The sequence below is a fragment of the Paenibacillus sp. JDR-2 genome, from assembly GCF_000023585.1.
Taxonomy (GTDB): Bacteria; Bacillota; Bacilli; order Paenibacillales; family Paenibacillaceae; genus Pristimantibacillus.
Genome location: NC_012914.1, coordinates 4366754 through 4382755 on the forward strand (window position 1 = coordinate 4366754; position 16002 = coordinate 4382755).

Below are 16002 nucleotides of genomic sequence, written 5' to 3' on the forward strand. Positions count from 1 at the left end.
CTGAGCGCCATGCTATGATGAGGTGGGGGTGGGACGAATGAGTCAAAGCGCATTTATTAAGCTTGTTCAAGGATCTGCCGTTAGTGAACTTCTGCTAGAAGGACTGAAGGAAAAGCTTATCCATTACCGGGAGCAGACCGCTTTAACCGGAACGCAGCTTGACTGGGATTATGCAAACGCGGCTTTTCCGTATACGATCGAATCGAAACAGGATGACCGATGGTTTTACTTGCAAGGCACCAATCCCGGGTACAAATATATAGTGTTTGGCAATGGATCAGAGGGTCCTTCCACGATTCAAATAGTCCTTCCCGACGGGTCCACACACGGAGACAAAGCCAAAGCTAACGAGCTGTGCAAGTATTTAGCCAAACAGCTGCTTGCCGAGCTTACGATGTTTAACGGCCGCACGATTTATTATAATCCGCGTAAATGACATGCAAAAAAACACCCGTCTATCCTGGCTGCAGCTGCCGCTTGGATTTGACGGGTGTTTTAGGTCATTAACCTTCTTTGTTCTCGTTCTCGGTGCGCGCGATTTCTTCGTAGATCGCCGTTACGCGATCCCACTCTGCATCGTCTTCGATACCAACGAGGAATGCTTCGTCGTTTTCTTCTTCAATACGGAAGATAACGCCGTCAGCCTCCGGATCGTTGCGATCCAGCAATACCGCGTATACGTTGTTCTCCGATTCAAATGTATAGACCATGACCATTTCACGCTCTTGGCCTTCGTCGTCTGTCACGATGAACACATGCTCATCATGTTCATGATCTTGTCCGCAGCCGCAGTCTTCGCCGTGCTGATGTTGATGCTCGCTCATGGAATTACCCCATTTCAGTTATTTATACATACTTACGTATCGTACCATGCGAAGTATCGCCGGTCAAACAAAAGACGCCCTGCCGTAGTCCGGAGCGTCCTTATTTCAAGCCTTATTTACTGGGATGTGATGAGTTTCTCCGATACAACCGTCCAGTCATCCGAAGGCGATGTCTTCAAATAGAACCGTACCGCGTATTTGCCTGCGTACTCGAAGTTATATTTGATATCCTCCGTCCGGTACCAGAAGTTATCCTTCGTAATGCTTACATTCTGGGATTGAATGACCTTCTCCGTGCCATATGGGTCCGTTATCGAGACTTTTACAGCAGAGATGTCCGTCTTAAGGTTGTCGATTTGGGAGAAGACATTAAACGTATATTTATTGCCTTTGTCCACATTGCCAAAGATCACTTTATCCTGGAACAGAATCATATGGACATTAGGCTTGTTAATTGTCGCTTTCTTGCTCTGATTATCCCAGTCAACAAGCGCATTCAGGCTGTTTACCATCTGGCGAAGAGGCAAGTAGGTTTTGCCGTCCACAATAATGCCGCCGTCATCCAGCTCACTGCCGTTTACAATGACACGTACTTTCTGGGATGCTGAATCGGCGAAAATGAGCGTACCTCCGAATACCGACAATATAGCGAGCAGAATAGCTACTTTTTTGAATCTGACTTTCATTGCTGTTAACCCTCCCTCCATCCGGTTTGTCTGGATGTTTGGTTATACTCGGGTTTTGGCCCAAAGTTGCGCCCGGCAATAAAAGTTTTAAGCCCGATCGTTCAGGCTCAACTTGTCAAAAACTGTTGAATCATGCGCTTGCCCAGGAAATACTTACGTATTGCCCGCGGTTAGCTGTAAGTGCGGGTCAAGATGCAAGGTACGCCCTTCCCCACTGCTCCGGGCTCCTGCATTCGCTTCCAATAGCGCATCCCACGCTCGCATGGCGTCTTGCACACCGCACAAGTGTCGGACAATACAAGCTTGTAATAATACTGTTTCCTGTCGCTGGACGACTTTTTCTTCTTCACTACTTTGCCTTTGCCCTTTGCCGCTGCTGCACTCATCTTCGTTCAATCCTCCCGCCATTTTGCTTCTGCATTATATGTAGGCTGAGTGCATTATGCATCTGTTGTTTGTCAACATCTTGCGTTATTTGATAAAGTGGAGACAACCATGAAATGGGAGGCGATCTTAGCTTGCAGATCCAAATGCTTGGCACCGGCGGTGCTTTCGCGAAAAAATATTCGAACAATAATGCTTTAATCGCAGTGGATGGTTTCAAACTGCTTGTGGACTGCGGCATCACGCTGCCCCGGTCGCTTCACGATGCCGGCTACTCTTTTGATGATCTCAATGCGGTGCTAATCAGCCATATGCATGCCGACCATGTCGGAGGGCTGGAGGAATACGCGTTCCAAATGATGTTCCGTTACGGTAAAAGGCCTGTCCTGTATATTGCCGATACGCTGGTTGATCCATTATGGGAGCAGACGCTTCGCGGAGGTCTGACACAGGAGCCGCTTAACGCGCTGTCCGATTTCTTTGATGTTCGTCCTATTAAAGAAGGCGAGTCTTGCGAAATTCATCCCGGGATTCATGTAAAGCTGATCCGGACGGATCATATCGCGGGCAAGCTCAGCTATTCTTTTCTCTTTAATGAGACCTTTTTCTATTCCGCGGATATGAAGTTTGACGGCGGTTTGCTGAAGGAATTGATCGCTGGCGGGGTAACCACGGTCTTCCATGACTGTCAGTTGATCTCACCTGGAGTTGTTCATGCGAGTCTGGACGAGCTGCTGACGCTGCCCGAGGACATCCAGGAGAAGATGTGGTTAATGCACTATAACGACAATATGGAAGAGTTCATCGGCCATACGGGAAAAATGCGTTTCGCGGAGCAGCTTGCCGTTTACGAAATTAAAACATAACAAGCAGATATCCACCGCGCTACTGGCGCTGCAGACATCCGCTCTAGGTATAGCTTATGCAGGTGGATTGAGTCCGGTCAAAGTCTAAAATTGACGTACATACAGGCGCATGCATGTAAGTGGCTAATTCGATCCATACTATCATCGGGAGGATGATAATATGGATTACACACAAGAAGAAGTAGTTGCCGTACGCAAAAACGGAGACGGCGATATTGTTGAGCTGCAGTTAACGTCTGGCCGGGTCGTCGATTATAAAACCGCACAATCGATGGTTAAAAATAATGAAATTGCCGGATTAAACGTCTTTAAGGGCCGTGACCACGAAGACCATCTTCGCTCTAACGCGGATGGCCGCAAGGACAATAATCTCGACAATCTGCCAACCTTCTAAAACACGAAAATCGGCTGCCGCGATCGCGGACAGCCGATTTTTTCTTTACTATCGATGGTCATTTTTTCTTCGTTTCGGGAGGCAGTTTTCTACGCCATACATGCGTTTGATCATAAGATAAGGAATCTTTAACGACAAACCTTGCCACACAAGCGATTACCGTACCCACGATGCCAAACAAGCCCAGAAGCCATACGGCCATATAGGCATACTCCTGTGCCAAACGATACCGCCTCCTATTAGTTATGCAAATGCTTTCTATACAGGTATGTATGGCCAGAATGAAATATGCTAAATTTGTCACAAGTTCGCATCATAATAGCTGATCCGGTTCATACTAAATGGCGGACAATCGTACTCACAATACAGAGGGAGAGTGACTTCACCATGACTCCAGATTTGAACAGCAGCTATGATTGCGCAAATGCTTCTTCCGACTTGCCGAATCTTATCGCGCAGCTTGATTCGTTAAAACACGGATCCGCTTCCACTGCCGAGCAGCAGGAGGAGATTAACCGGCTCGAGAATCAGATCCGGTTCATTCAGAACAAATGCGATATTCCGCATGGTAATCATTAATAACGAGAAACGAAGTAAGGTCCATGTTTAAACGCATGGACCTTACTCTTTTATAAACCCCGAAAAAAAATTCAATTTCCTTCAAACCGCTTTCTCATTTCCTTCGTTACCTCCTATAAGAAACCATTATTCTTTAAGGAGGATTATTCATGAACACCAAAAAACTAACGATGTTTATATTTTCAGCCGTACTCTTAACGGGTCTGCTGTCGTCTGTCATTGGAGCATCGGCAGCGGAGCCGCAACCCGCTTCCGTAACAAACGACGCAGAATCGGCTGCGAAGCTGGGACTGCTGCTGGGCGACGGCAACGGCGTTAACGATACTTACCTGGCCAAGCGGACCAACCGCATGCAGGCGGCCATCATTTCTCTGCGCCTGAACGGCCATTTGAAGGAAGCAATGGCGGGCATGGGCACTTCTTCTTTTAAAGACGCAGACAAAGCAGGCAAATCCAATGCTCCTATTCTCGCCTACTTGAAGCAGCATCCTGAATTGGGCTGGGCCGGAAACCCGGACGGCACCTTCCGTCCGAACGATCCCGTCAGCGCACAACAGCTGTACAAAGTTCTTCTCGAAAATATTGGCTTCCGTTCCGGTGCCGAGTTCGCTTATGCGGATACGTTGACCTTTGCCGCTTCCAAAGGCATGGCATCCATTGCGGCAGCCAGTCCGCTGACCAACGCTCATCTTGCGACAGCTCTTATCGAGTCATTAACCGTTCAAACGCCGCAAGGGCAATCCTTTTTTGTTAACCTCCAGCAGAAAGGCGTACTCTCGCAATCCGCAGCGCTTCCTCAAGGGAAAAGAATTCAACTGCGAAGCCATCAAGAGCTGGGTACTTATCTGACCGACAATAACGGCATGACCTTGTACTATTTCACCAAGGATGCCGAGAACATTAATGCTTGCGGTGGTCAATGCCTCGTCAACTGGCCTGTGTTCACATCCGACGAGCTGCAAATTCCCGCCTTCCTGAATAAAGCCGATTTCTCGAGCATCACCCGTGCCGACGGCACGAAGCAATGGACCTACAAAGGATACCCGCTCTACTACTTTATCAAGGATACAAAATCCGGAGATGCACTTGGCCAGAACGTAAACCAGGTATGGTTTGTTATTAATCCGTCTACCTTCAAAGGCATGACCCCGGAAGCGAAAACCTATCAGATTGATATTAAACAGTTCTCTTTCGGAACGGAACCTCTAACCGTTGAGGCTGGCTCCAAAATTACCTTTACCAACTATGACGAGATGGAGCATAACGCGGTAGCAGTCGACGGCAGCTTTAAAGTTCCCGTGCTCAAAACAGGAGAGTCCTATACGATTACCCTTGATAAACCGGGTACCTACAATTACTATTGCGAACTGCACAAATCGTTTATGACCGGTCAGATTATTGTGAAATGAGGAATTTGCCATGAAGTTAATAACTAGCAAAAGCCTGCTGCTCATGTTGTCAGGACTACTGTTTGTGTTTATGCTGGCGGCATGCGGCAGCTCATCAGATAAGGCAGCCTCTGCGCCCCCTCCTTCACAGGAGACCGCGACCGTCACGCCAAGCCCTACCCCAGAAGCTTCTATGACTAGTGATGAGCATGAGAATATGGAGCATGAATCAGCCGCGCCTTCCGAATCGCCGTCTGCAGCTCCGGAAGCAACGGCAACAGCCAAACCGCAAGCAGCTGCTACGGCAACGCCAAAACCTTCGCCTTCTCCCTCCCATGATGATCATCATGGCGGGCGCAATAACGATGATGATGATTCCAAGGCATCTCCTGCTGCCAGCGAAGATCATCCAAAAAGCTCGCCTGCAGCTACAGCATCGGAAACAGATGATGGCGGCAAGGAATATGTCGTTGAAATTTCGAATTTCGCCTTCTCCCCTGCCAAGCTGGAAATAAAGCCGGGAGATCGCGTCAAATTTATTAATAAGGACGAAATCAAGCATAGCGCAACAGCCGATGACAGTTCTTTTGACACCGGACTGCTAGCGGAGAATGAAGGTAAAACCGTTACCTTTGATAAAACAGGCGAGTTCGCCTACCACTGTATGCCGCATCCGGGCATGCAAGCCACGATTACCGTCTCAGACAAATAGAAACAAATTTAGGGATAACCATACTTGGTTATCCCTGTTTTCCTTTCGTATTGCGCAGCTGTAAACAGTTGGTAGAATAGAATTATATTATCCTCTTGGAGGTACCATCGTATGCGGGAGCTTACGGATCATCAATTGATGCTGCTCATTCAGAGCAAGCAGAGCGAGGCGCTTTCTGTTTTATATGACCGTTACTCGTCTCTCGTTTATTCCTTTGCCTGGAAAACCTTAAAGGACGAGAATGTCGCTAAAGAAATCGTCCAGGCCGTATTTATGCGATTATGGACAACCAAATCCGTCTATGATCCCGAGCAAGGCAGGTTCTCCAGCTGGCTGCTGACCATTACCCGCAATATTACAACCGACTGGCTGCGCAAAAGACGGAGAGACACGGCTCCTCTCGTTCAGGTCGAACCCGAGCAGCTGGCTAAAATCCCGGACGAAGCTTCCGCTACACCGGAAACGGCTGCCGTTAACAGCGAAATGAAGGACCAGATCCGCAGCGCTTACCGTGATCTGTCCGCCCAGCAGATCCATTTGCTTGAGCATTTCTATTGGCAGGGCTATAGCATCAGCGAGCTTGCGGCTATCTATAACCAGCCGATAGGAACGGTAAAGAACCGTCTGCATCAGACGTTAAAAATATTACGCAGGCATCTCGTGGCCGAAGGAGAGCAATCATGAAGCAGCAAAATGTGACGGTTTGCCATAATGCCCTTGACTATATCTCAGGCGCTTGTTCCGATACAGAAAAGAAAGCTTTTGAACGTCATCTTCCAGGCTGCCCGGCCTGCCAGAGCGAGCTCGAAGAGCTTCGGCTCGTATGGGACTCTCTTCCTTCCGATATGGAGCTGATTGAACCTCCGGCTGACTTGAAGCAGCAGGTCATGGACGCCGCTCTGGCCTCTGTTCAACCTCACCCTGCAAAACGTTCCTTCCGGAAGCTGACCTGGGGTGCTGCTGCCGCAGCCGTACTCGCCGTGTTGGTTGCGGGCACGGCATGGAATGTGGAGCTGTATCGCAGCCGAAGCGGTCCGGCCGTTATCCCTATCGAACAGGCGTTGTCCGTATCCGCTTCCCAGATCAATCAGCTTATATCCTTAAAGCCGGTATCGGATGACGTCGCTTCGTCCTATGCCGTCGCCTGTATTGTGGATAACGGAAGCAACATGCAATTTGTCGTCTATGTATTTGGCGCACCGGCTTCCAAAGACAGCTCCGTCTACCAGGTATGGCTGAACCATGCCGGACAAAAGGATAGCGCGGGTACTTTCCGGGTTGATGACAAAGGTATCGGAGTACTCGCGATGCCTATATCCGGCGATACGCTTGCTTTTGATTCCATTGGCATTACGCTTGAGCCTGACGAACACGGCAACCAACCGCGGGGAACAAGGCTGTACAGCTCAATCTCCTGATTCATAAAAACCGCCATCCGTACGTTCAGGCACGAATGGCGGTTAATTTACTCGATTAGGAAGGATATCTGTCTCCCCTGCTTGTAGGCTCCGAGATGACAAGAAACTGAATGTCGCGATCCGATTTGTTAAACATCTGGTGCGGAGTATGCGGGGCAACATGAATCCCTTCATGCGCTTCCAGCTCAAAGGTCTCGCCGGCAATCTCAATGGTCGCCGTCCCTTCGAGAACAAAGAAGAACTGCTGGGAGTTCTCGTGGTAATGGCGCGTTTCGGCCGTATGCGGCGGCATTTTCTCATGAATGATACTCAGATCCCGCTGCTTCAGCAGATGCCAGCCGTCACATTGGTCCCCCCATATGTAGTGTTCCGTGTTGCTTCTGCTTACCTTCATCACACTTGCTCCTTGCTGTCAGCTTGACCTGTAATGTGATTGTTATCGTAGCAGTTTTCCGGGTATATGAAAAGGTAATAATTGTGTTGACATTCATTTTGGATGCTGATATATTAATATTCATCACTCACACGATCTGTTAGCTCAGCTGGGAGAGCACTATCTTGACAGGGTAGGGGTCAGTGGTTCGAGCCCACTACAGATCATACGAACAGAAACCCGCAAAGCCTTGTGCTGAGCGGGTTTTCTTATAGCAAAAAAGCGGTGCATGGATTATCCATGCACCGCTTTTTCGTTGGGCTCTATTCTAACAAGAATCCTGAGCCAACATATTGCTCCTTATACTCGCTTGGGCTCAATCCCGTATAATCCTTGAACACGCGGGAGAAATAATGCTGGTCACTAAAGGAAAGAGCATCCGCGAGCTCCTTGATTTTCAAATCCGGCTTAGCCCGCAGCTGCTTGCAGGCTTCCTCGATCTTCAGCTCCATGTAATATTGGACGAACGTTGTGTTCGTATAACGCTTTATGATCCGGCTCACATAAGACGCGCTGACATGGAATTTGGCAGCCAGATCATTGATGGAAAGCTGCGAAAATTTATGGAGCTTGACGTGAGCATCCATCTGCTCGAACAACTCTTCTCCGCTCTTCCGGTTGCGCAATTGCAGCAGCTCAAAGCTGCGGGCACTCCAGTCCAAACATTGCTTACAAAATCTCTCGTAGCTGCCTTGCTCCAGCATTTCTTTGACAGCCGCTGCCGCTGCCAGCCTTTCCTCCGGCCCGCTGCTCGGCAGAGCATGGACAAAAGCATCTCCGATCGCTGATACAAGCCGCTCGAGATCAAGATATCGGGCATGCTCGATATAGGAGATTTGCAGATATTCACGGAGCTTTATCAGGAATGGCTGTGATTGGCGCTGTTCGATCATATCGGTAAAGCTTCTGATAATGTCTTCCTTTCCTGTTTGTTCAGGAATGCGATAATCCGTATCCAGCAGCACTCTTTTATCAAGCAGCGTTTCTTCATCGAGTAAACCTTTAAGCCTATCGTATTGAAGCTGCAGTTGGTTGATATCAACCGGCTGGAAGCGGCCCGCCATGGTGATTTCAATATCGACACTGAGCATTAGACGTTCAATGGATTCCATCCAAGCAAGAGTTGTAGCGAACCGCTCCTTCACAGCGGATTGGACCAAAACAATATAACGGTCCGAATCCTTAGCAGGAAACAGCCAGCAGCTTTGCGGCTGACAAAGGTCCTCAAGCATCGTTTGCAGCGTCTCCATGTTCCAATTGTCCAAATTCGGAATAAAAGGCTGCTTGCCAATCAGAAACAACGAAACCGGCTGTTCATGAAATTGCGGTCCAAGTCGCAAGCCGGATAGAAAGGCAGGAGGAACAATCGACTTTAAGGGATCAATGCTATACTCCAGCTTTTCCGCGAGCGAATCAACGATCCGCTCCATTACCTCGATCAACTGTTTCCTCTCAACGGGCTTTAGCAAATAATCAAACACCTGCAAATTAATCGCTTTGCGCGTATATTCAAAATCGCTGTAGCTGCTAATGAGCACAACTTTCAGCGACGAATGCAGCTGCTTGGCCTGCTCGATAAGTCCAAGCCCGTCCAGCTTGGGCATCCGGATATCGGTGATCAGGATGTCGACGGACTGCTTCTGCAAATAATCCAATGCCTCTTCTCCATTATAGGCTGTAGCGACGATCTGAATCGGCAGTTCCGATGATTCGAGAAGCGCCTTGATATTACGCAGTATCGGCTTGCTGTCTTCGGCAATCAAGGCGGTAAACATAGGCTTCTCCTCCTAAAAAGAATTGTTGCCTCGTAAGCATTTTCTTAATAAAAATCTTTCGTGAGAGAGGCGATAATTTGCACGGTTGAGCCTTTTTCCTCCCCCGCGTTATTGTACAGGTTGAAAAATAGCCGGTTCTTATACATAAGCTTGAGCCGATTCACCGTATTAACAATCCCCATATTTCCAAAGCTTGAAGGCATATGGAGCTCATGCTCCCTCGCTTCGGAATTCGAAATATTATTCATGATTTCATTAATCTTATCCGCTTCTATACCTTCACCATTATCGCTGATTTCGATGGCCCAAATCCCGTTATACAGCTTCACCAGAATTTTAATGCGCCAAGGCGGGTCGGTATTCGTAAACGCATGCTCGATACAGTTCTCGACGAACGGCTGGATGACCAGCCTTGGAAGCTGTATAAGATTTACGGCTGCATCATCTGCGATAATTTCCCATTCAAGATCGCTTTCGTAATTTTGCTGGACAAGCGACAAATAGTTTCGGATATGCTCTAGTTCTTCAGCCATTGAGACATGCTGATAGGGAGACGTCACGATATAACGCAAGGAATCTGACAGATGCTTGCACATATCGGATACCGCTTTGTTTTTGCCCTCTTGGGCGGCAATGCTAATCAAATATAGCACATTGTGAATAAAATGCGGCGCGATTTGCGATTGAAGAGCCGAGTTTCTCGCCTTCACCTCTTCATGCAGCGCCAGCTTTTCGTTTTCGATCGATTGCTGGAGACGGCCTAGCAGCTCCTGAAAGGAATCACTTAAAGCCATCAACTCGTTGTTATGAGAACGGTTGTCCACTTTGACGTCCAGGTTGCTATAGTTGATGCGCGAGATTTGGCCACGCAGCTTCCGAATCGGCAGCAGCAGATTTCGGGTACTGAAATAAATATACACGAATGAAAACAGCATCAATATGGAAATAAGCGTAATCGATAAATATTTGACAGAATTGACCGGTCCAAGCACGGCCTGCTTTGGTGTAACAACATAGGTTGTCCAATCGGTGCTGGCTGAACGGTTATAGGCGATGTAATTGGAATCGCCGTCCACATACATGCCGCTGCTCTCAGGGTCAGCCTCCACAAGCTCCAGATTATCCGGCTCCTTGGCATTCTGCGAGCGGGCAATCAACTGATGCATTTGGTCCACGATATAGACGTCGCCAACCGCAACATCTTCGGTTGGAAGCTGCAGCTCGGACTGGTCCAGCTGAATGGATAGATAGCCGTAAATCTGGCCATTCTGATTGATAATCGCTCTATCAAACGCCGTTATGCCATTCTTCTGCTGGTATAAAATATAGTCGTTATCATCCATTTCAGTTCTGAGGCCGGCTTCCAGCAGCAAGGGATTCGACGGATAACCGATATAGGAAGAAACCGCCCGTCCTTCAAGATCATAGATGATCATATCCCGAATATCCACGCTGGGACCGATTGCCTCGAACATCATCTGTTTCAATATGCGGCTTTGAGTCAGACCTTCTGCGGAATCCGCCGAATGATAGCCCCCGGATAATGCCGCCGCAACTTGCTGGTTAGACAAAACGCGCTGAGAAAGCTGATTCTGGTTTTTAATATATTGGTCCAGCTGTCCGCTGATTTTGGCTGCCGTGAGCTGCTTATCGTTTTCATTGTTTTCCTTCAAAGGCCTGATGACCTGCCAATTCACATATGCCAAAAAACAGCACAGCACAAACAATAACAAAACTAAAAACATAAGAACTACCTTCGTTTGAAGGCTGGTGTGTCGTGGAGTAAATTTGATTTTCTTGCTGAAGCCTTTCAAGAATGATAGCCTCCGATTCGATATAAGTTCAGAATTTTACACAGAAAAGGTAAAGGTCAAACATGTACCTCCTTTTGAAAAAAACCTACAATTGGATTGTAAACGGATTCAGTCGAAGATACAACAAAGGGCACCATGAGGGGAGAAAAACATGAAACAAACAGCACGTAAACTATCATTGGGCGCAGTAAGCGCAGTACTAGCCGTATCGCTGGCAGCATGCGGAAGCAACAGCTCGAATTCCGAAAGCGGTAGTACCGGAGGCGGCAAAAAAGTAACGATTGAGCTTGCCCTATCCAAAAGCTCGCAAGACTCCGCATTCGTACAGCAGGACCTGCTCGACGAATTCGAGAAAGCAACGAATATCAAAGTTAATTTACAGCTGCTTCCTGCAGAGCAAACATCGACCGTGCTCCAAACTAAGCTAGCCGTTAACGAAACGCCAGACATTCTGCAATACAACCTGGCTAGCGCAACGACCGACCTTAATCTTGAGCGCAACTTTGAAATATTGGATGACCAGCCTTGGGTCAGCCGTCTTCTGAACAAAGACGTCCTGTCCGCATACGGCCATATTTACAGCTTCCACGTAAGCCAAGATACGGGCATGCAAGGGGTTGTATATAACAAAGATATTTTCAAAGAGCTTGGACTTGAAGTTCCAAAAACGTATGACGAATTCCTTGCTGCTTGCGAGAAAATTAAAGCAGCCGGCTACACGCCAATCTTTATGCCATTCAAAGACAACTGGGCGGCAAACGTAATGCCGGGCGCATCGTTTGGCGAATACGCGGCTAAAAACGAACCTACTCTCTTCGACGATCTGAATGCAAACAAGAAAAAATGGACGGATATTCAAGCGTTCCAAACGATCCTTGACCAGCAATACGATCTGTATAAAAAAGGCTACACCAATACCGACGTATTGAGCGACAGCTATGACATGGCTGCAGGTAAATTCCTGAACAAGGAAGTAGCCATGATGTTCATGGGTGACTGGCTGATTGAATCGGTACAGCAACAGGATGCTAACATGAACCTTGGCCTGTTCGCTTACCCGACTGACAACAGCGGCGACGCTTATCTTGGCGCAAGCCCGCTTGGCGGCCAGCTGTTTATACCGAAAAAAGCGAAGCACATCGAAGAAGCTAAGAAATTCCTTGATTTCATTGCAACAAAAGAAGTAGCGCAAAAAATTGTGAACAACCAAAGCTACGTGTCCAATCTCAGCGACGTAACAACGCCTGAGCTTCCTGCTTACAAGCAAGAAATTTTGGACAACTACATTACGCCTAAGAAGGTTGCCATGACGATGGACGCTTACATGCTGGTTGACCGCAGCGAACTGTATAGAAGCCTGCAAGACGAGTTCACGGGCAGCAAAACGTCCCAGCAAGTGCTTCAAACCTGGAATGACAAGTTTGCAGAGCTGATGAAAGACAAAGGCGAAGCCGGCTTCTAAGCAACAACAACTATAAACCTGTTAAAGACGTATCTGCGGCTGTTGTTCTTTTGCAGCGGCCGCTTCTTCTTAAGGATTAGGCAGCAGAACTAGAATATAAAATCAACATTTTGGTGGGATGAGAAATGATGACACGCTCCAAAAGTATGTATGGCTATTACCTCGTATGGCCAGCGCTGCTTATCTATACGGTCTTCTTCGTGTTACCGGCAATTATCGGCCTGTATTACTCCTTTACAGACTGGCGTCTGGATCGAATCGGCATCAAGTTTATCGGCTTCGATAACTTCAACAAAATCTTCACGGACGATACCTTGATTCTTGCCATGAAAAACACGTTTATTTTTGCATTAGCAACTGTTGTCGGAAAAAATGTGATTGGCCTTGTGCTTGCCATCGCTTTAAATATGCGGCTTAAATCCCGCAATTTCCTTCGCGCTATTTTTTATTCTCCTTCTATTTTAAGCGTCTTGGTAATCTCTATCGTCTTCACTCCAATCCTTCGTACAGAAGGTATGGTGAACAAGTTTTTTGACGCCATCGGCCTTCACTTCCTGAGTCAGGCATGGCTGACCAACCCCCATCTTGTAATTTGGACGGTTGCTCTGGTTGCCATCTGGCAGCAAGCCGGCTTCCAAATGGCTATTTACTTGGCTGGCCTGCAATCCATCTCGAAGGAATACTATGAAGCTGCAACGATTGACGGTGCAGGTGCTTGGAGAAGCTTTACGAACATTACCGTTCCGCTTCTGCTGCCGGCCATCAATATCAACTTAATGCTTACGCTGATCGGCGGATTGAAAGTATTCTCCGAAGTATTCGTTTTGACCAGCGGCGGTCCGGGCAATTCCTCGCAGGTTGTAGGCACGATTATTCTTCGGGCGTTTGGCGAAGGCAACTGGGGCCTTGGCACGGCGATCAATACGCTGCTGTTCCTCATCGTCAGCCTGATAGCAATCCCGTTGCTGATCTTCATGCGCCGTAAGGAGGTTACCGAATAATGAATTTCACTCGAAAAATATCTCTGCGTAACTACCTTGTAGAAATCATATTGCTCATCGCTTGCCTGGGCATAATCATTCCGCTTTTGCTTATGATATTTGGTTCGTTTATGACTAGCGCCGAAGTTTCCAAGTTTCAGATCCGGTTTCCGGACAAATGGATGTTCTCTAACTATGTGACCGTGTTTAAGGAAGGCGGTCTTGCCCGCGCGTTTCTGAACGGTATCGTCATCACCGGAGTATCCGCAGTATTGAACATTATCACGTCTTCCGCAGCCGCCTTTATATTAGCGCGCCGCAACAGCAAGGTTGCAAGCTACCTGTATCTGTTTTTCTTCATGGGATTAATCGCTCCGATGTCCACCATCACAACGATCCGCGTCGTGCAATGGCTGGGCTTCTACGGCAGCATCACGAGCGTCATTCTCATTTATGCAGCTTTAAATACGGCATTCAGTATCTTTTTATACAGCGGTTTTATCAAATCGGTGCCAAAAGTGCTAGATGAGGTTGCTTTCCTGGAAGGCGCGAGCCTGATGGGCGTGTTCTTCCGAATCATTACGCCGCTTATCGTACCGGTTAACGCAACGGTTGCCATCATGGTTTTCATGTCGGTATGGAACGACATCACGATCCCTCTGTACTTCCTTACCGACAGCTCGACATGGACGATGCCGCTTTCCATCTACAATTTCTACGGCAAATACAGCCGTGACTGGAATCTGATTTTTGCCGACCTCGTAATGACGTCGATCCCTGTCCTCATTCTTTATTTAGCGGGACAAAAATATATCGTCAGCGGTCTTACGGCAGGTGCGGTAAAAGGTTAAGCCTGCAAAAGTGATTGCACAAAAACGGACTGTCCCTTCAAAATAAAGGCCTTGAGAAATCAAGGCTTTTTTATATGAATTTTCTTCCTTAAATCGCGCAAACTAAGCCGTCTTGCAAAACAATCGAAGGAGTGGATATCATGCGTGAAGGTTTGATTCCTGCTGTTCTCGGAACTGTTGTGTCGGCCTCTGGTGCATCCCTGCTAAGAAAAAGCAAGTATAAGCTTGTGGGTACCGGCGTTCTCGGATTTGGCCTGGCCCATATGGTGCTTGGCGCCATTGACCTGATTGAGCACCGTTAGTTTTGCAGGACAAGCAGGGAGGGAGCCACCCTTGGCTCCCTCCCTTTCGCTGACTTTTAACTACGCCTAAAAATCTTGACCCGTTGCAACACTGTTTCTCTAGACCCACACGACCTTCATCATATATGATAAGGGTCGTTGTTTTTTTCACGTGGTTAGGAAATTACTGGAGGTTGTAAAGAGTGAGCGATTTAAACGTATCAAGTTCAAAAGTTTCTTCGAATGTCTTTGCCATCTGGATCAGCTTATTCAGCAATCTGATTCTGACGGGCATTAAACTAATTGTAGGCCTTATGTTCAAAAGCCAGGTATTAATTGCTGACGGTGTACATAACGCCGGTGACGTCATTGCGTCGATGGCTGCCTTAGGCGCCGCAAAAGTTGCGCAGAAGCCTGCGGATGAGGACCATCCGTACGGCCATGGCAAAAGCGAGTTGATCGGCTCTGCGCTGGTTGCCATTATTATGGTGATCGCCGCTTTATTTATCGCTTATCATTCGTTCGAGTCCTTCTTCCACCCTGCCGCAGCGGCAAGCATCGTCGCATTTGTTGCCGCCGTCGTCTCCCTTTTCTGGAAGCTGTGGTTATACATATATTGCATTCGGATCAGCAAGCAAACGAGCAGTAAAAGTCTTGAGGCTACCGCTTTCGACCATCTGGCCGATGTTTATGCTTCGCTTGCCGCCGTTATCGGTATCGGAGCTGCTATTATCGGGGAAAGAAACGATATCGCGTTTCTAAGCTACGGCGATGCGGCCGCTGGGATTGTTGTTGCCTATTTCGTATTGAAGCTTGCTTATCATATGGGAAAAGAAGCCGTGGATGTATTAATGGAGAAAACCGTATCCCCGGCGATGCTTCAGGATTACGAGCGTCTTGTCTCCTCCATCCCGGAAGTAAAGCGTATTGATAGAATTCGGGCGAGAGAATTCGGCCAATATGTCATGATTGATGTCCGTGTCGGCATTCCCGGAGAGCTTACCATTCAGGAAGGCCATGATGTCTCCCGAAAAATAAAACAAATTATTCTCGACCATCACAAGGATGTGGAAGAAGTCCTCATCCATCTGAATCCGTGGTATAAGGATGATTCGAAGTAACCCTCCTCTAAAGACCTGCAAAGGTCTTTTTTTG

Annotated in this window: 20 protein-coding genes and 1 tRNA gene; 14 read left to right on the forward strand and 7 right to left on the reverse strand. The window is 47.8% G+C overall.

Annotated features, from left to right (window positions below):
- Window positions 1-37: 37 nt before the first annotated feature.
- Window positions 38-436, forward strand: coding sequence for a DUF1885 family protein (locus PJDR2_RS19245; RefSeq protein ID WP_015845391.1), 399 nt, complete (start codon window positions 38-40; stop codon window positions 434-436).
- 67 nt (window positions 437-503) lie between these two features.
- Here PJDR2_RS19245 and PJDR2_RS19250 read toward each other — a convergent pair whose 3' ends face one another.
- The 3 genes from PJDR2_RS19250 to PJDR2_RS19260 form a co-directional block, all read right to left on the reverse strand.
- Complete coding sequence (locus tag PJDR2_RS19250) at window positions 504-824, reverse strand: DUF1292 domain-containing protein (RefSeq protein ID WP_015845392.1); 321 nt, start codon at window positions 822-824, stop codon at window positions 504-506.
- A gap of 116 nt (window positions 825-940) precedes the next feature.
- Entirely contained in the window at window positions 941-1510 is a 570-nt protein-coding gene (locus PJDR2_RS19255; RefSeq protein ID WP_015845393.1) for a stalk domain-containing protein, read from the reverse strand.
- 170 nt (window positions 1511-1680) lie between these two features.
- The gene (locus PJDR2_RS19260; RefSeq protein ID WP_015845394.1) at window positions 1681-1896 is read right to left on the reverse strand and encodes a hypothetical protein; all 216 of its coding nucleotides are present in this window, start codon (window positions 1894-1896) and stop codon (window positions 1681-1683) included.
- Window positions 1897-2010: 114 nt separating this feature from the next.
- Between PJDR2_RS19260 and PJDR2_RS19265 the strand changes: the two genes are divergently transcribed.
- Window positions 2011-2760, forward strand: a complete 750-nt coding sequence (locus PJDR2_RS19265) for an MBL fold metallo-hydrolase (RefSeq protein WP_015845395.1) — start codon at window positions 2011-2013, stop codon at window positions 2758-2760.
- A 160-nt stretch (window positions 2761-2920) separates the two neighbouring features.
- Window positions 2921-3154, forward strand: coding sequence for a DUF3892 domain-containing protein (locus PJDR2_RS19270; protein ID WP_015845396.1), 234 nt, complete (start codon window positions 2921-2923; stop codon window positions 3152-3154).
- 58 nt (window positions 3155-3212) lie between these two features.
- Here PJDR2_RS19270 and PJDR2_RS33245 read toward each other — a convergent pair whose 3' ends face one another.
- A complete protein-coding gene (locus PJDR2_RS33245) occupies window positions 3213-3377 on the reverse strand; it encodes a hypothetical protein (RefSeq protein WP_015845397.1) in 165 nt (54 codons plus the stop codon).
- A gap of 164 nt (window positions 3378-3541) precedes the next feature.
- On the opposite strand from PJDR2_RS33245, the gene PJDR2_RS19275 reads away from it, so the two are divergent.
- The 5 genes from PJDR2_RS19275 to PJDR2_RS31995 all read left to right on the forward strand — a co-directional run bounded on the left by PJDR2_RS19275 (window position 3542) and on the right by PJDR2_RS31995 (window position 7251).
- Window positions 3542-3733 carry a DUF2524 family protein gene (locus PJDR2_RS19275; protein WP_015845398.1) on the forward strand — a complete coding sequence of 64 codons (192 nt, stop codon included), beginning with the start codon at window positions 3542-3544 and terminating at the stop codon, window positions 3731-3733.
- Between the two features lie 149 nt (window positions 3734-3882).
- Complete coding sequence (locus tag PJDR2_RS31990; RefSeq protein WP_015845399.1) at window positions 3883-5142, forward strand: plastocyanin/azurin family copper-binding protein; 1260 nt, start codon at window positions 3883-3885, stop codon at window positions 5140-5142.
- A gap of 10 nt (window positions 5143-5152) precedes the next feature.
- Window positions 5153-5833, forward strand: a complete 681-nt coding sequence (locus tag PJDR2_RS19285; RefSeq protein WP_015845400.1) for a cupredoxin domain-containing protein — start codon at window positions 5153-5155, stop codon at window positions 5831-5833.
- Window positions 5834-5944: 111 nt separating this feature from the next.
- On the forward strand, window positions 5945-6517 hold the full coding sequence (locus PJDR2_RS19290; protein WP_015845401.1) for an RNA polymerase sigma factor: 573 nt from the start codon (window positions 5945-5947) through the stop codon (window positions 6515-6517).
- Window positions 6514-7251, forward strand: a complete 738-nt coding sequence (locus PJDR2_RS31995) for an anti-sigma factor (RefSeq protein WP_015845402.1) — start codon at window positions 6514-6516, stop codon at window positions 7249-7251. Before PJDR2_RS19290 ends, PJDR2_RS31995 begins: the two co-directional genes overlap by 4 nt.
- 55 nt (window positions 7252-7306) lie before the next feature.
- Here the strand turns inward: PJDR2_RS31995 and PJDR2_RS19300 are convergent, their stop codons facing one another.
- On the reverse strand, window positions 7307-7645 hold the full coding sequence (locus tag PJDR2_RS19300) for a cupin domain-containing protein (RefSeq protein ID WP_015845403.1): 339 nt from the start codon (window positions 7643-7645) through the stop codon (window positions 7307-7309).
- A gap of 133 nt (window positions 7646-7778) precedes the next feature.
- Between PJDR2_RS19300 and PJDR2_RS19305 the strand changes: the two genes are divergently transcribed.
- Window positions 7779-7851 (forward strand) — tRNA-Val (locus PJDR2_RS19305).
- A 96-nt stretch (window positions 7852-7947) separates the two neighbouring features.
- On the opposite strand, the gene PJDR2_RS19310 is transcribed toward PJDR2_RS19305, so the two are convergent.
- The gene (locus PJDR2_RS19310; protein ID WP_015845404.1) at window positions 7948-9459 is read right to left on the reverse strand and encodes a response regulator; all 1512 of its coding nucleotides are present in this window, start codon (window positions 9457-9459) and stop codon (window positions 7948-7950) included.
- A gap of 44 nt (window positions 9460-9503) precedes the next feature.
- Entirely contained in the window at window positions 9504-11132 is a 1629-nt protein-coding gene (locus PJDR2_RS19315) for a cache domain-containing sensor histidine kinase (protein ID WP_265525063.1), read from the reverse strand.
- Window positions 11133-11424: 292 nt separating this feature from the next.
- Here PJDR2_RS19315 and PJDR2_RS19320 point away from each other — a divergent pair, with 292 nt between their 5' ends.
- The 5 genes from PJDR2_RS19320 to PJDR2_RS19340 all read left to right on the forward strand — a co-directional run bounded on the left by PJDR2_RS19320 (window position 11425) and on the right by PJDR2_RS19340 (window position 15968).
- The gene (locus tag PJDR2_RS19320) at window positions 11425-12735 is read left to right on the forward strand and encodes an ABC transporter substrate-binding protein (protein WP_015845406.1); all 1311 of its coding nucleotides are present in this window, start codon (window positions 11425-11427) and stop codon (window positions 12733-12735) included.
- Between the two features lie 125 nt (window positions 12736-12860).
- Window positions 12861-13736, forward strand: coding sequence for a carbohydrate ABC transporter permease (locus PJDR2_RS19325; protein ID WP_015845407.1), 876 nt, complete (start codon window positions 12861-12863; stop codon window positions 13734-13736).
- Window positions 13736-14566: a carbohydrate ABC transporter permease gene (locus PJDR2_RS19330; protein ID WP_015845408.1), complete on the forward strand. Its 831-nt coding sequence runs from the start codon at window positions 13736-13738 to the stop codon at window positions 14564-14566. Before PJDR2_RS19325 ends, PJDR2_RS19330 begins: the two co-directional genes overlap by 1 nt.
- A gap of 140 nt (window positions 14567-14706) precedes the next feature.
- Entirely contained in the window at window positions 14707-14868 is a 162-nt protein-coding gene (locus tag PJDR2_RS19335; protein WP_015845409.1) for a hypothetical protein, read from the forward strand.
- 182 nt (window positions 14869-15050) lie between these two features.
- On the forward strand, window positions 15051-15968 hold the full coding sequence (locus tag PJDR2_RS19340) for a cation diffusion facilitator family transporter (protein WP_015845410.1): 918 nt from the start codon (window positions 15051-15053) through the stop codon (window positions 15966-15968).
- Window positions 15969-16002 lie beyond the last annotated feature (34 nt).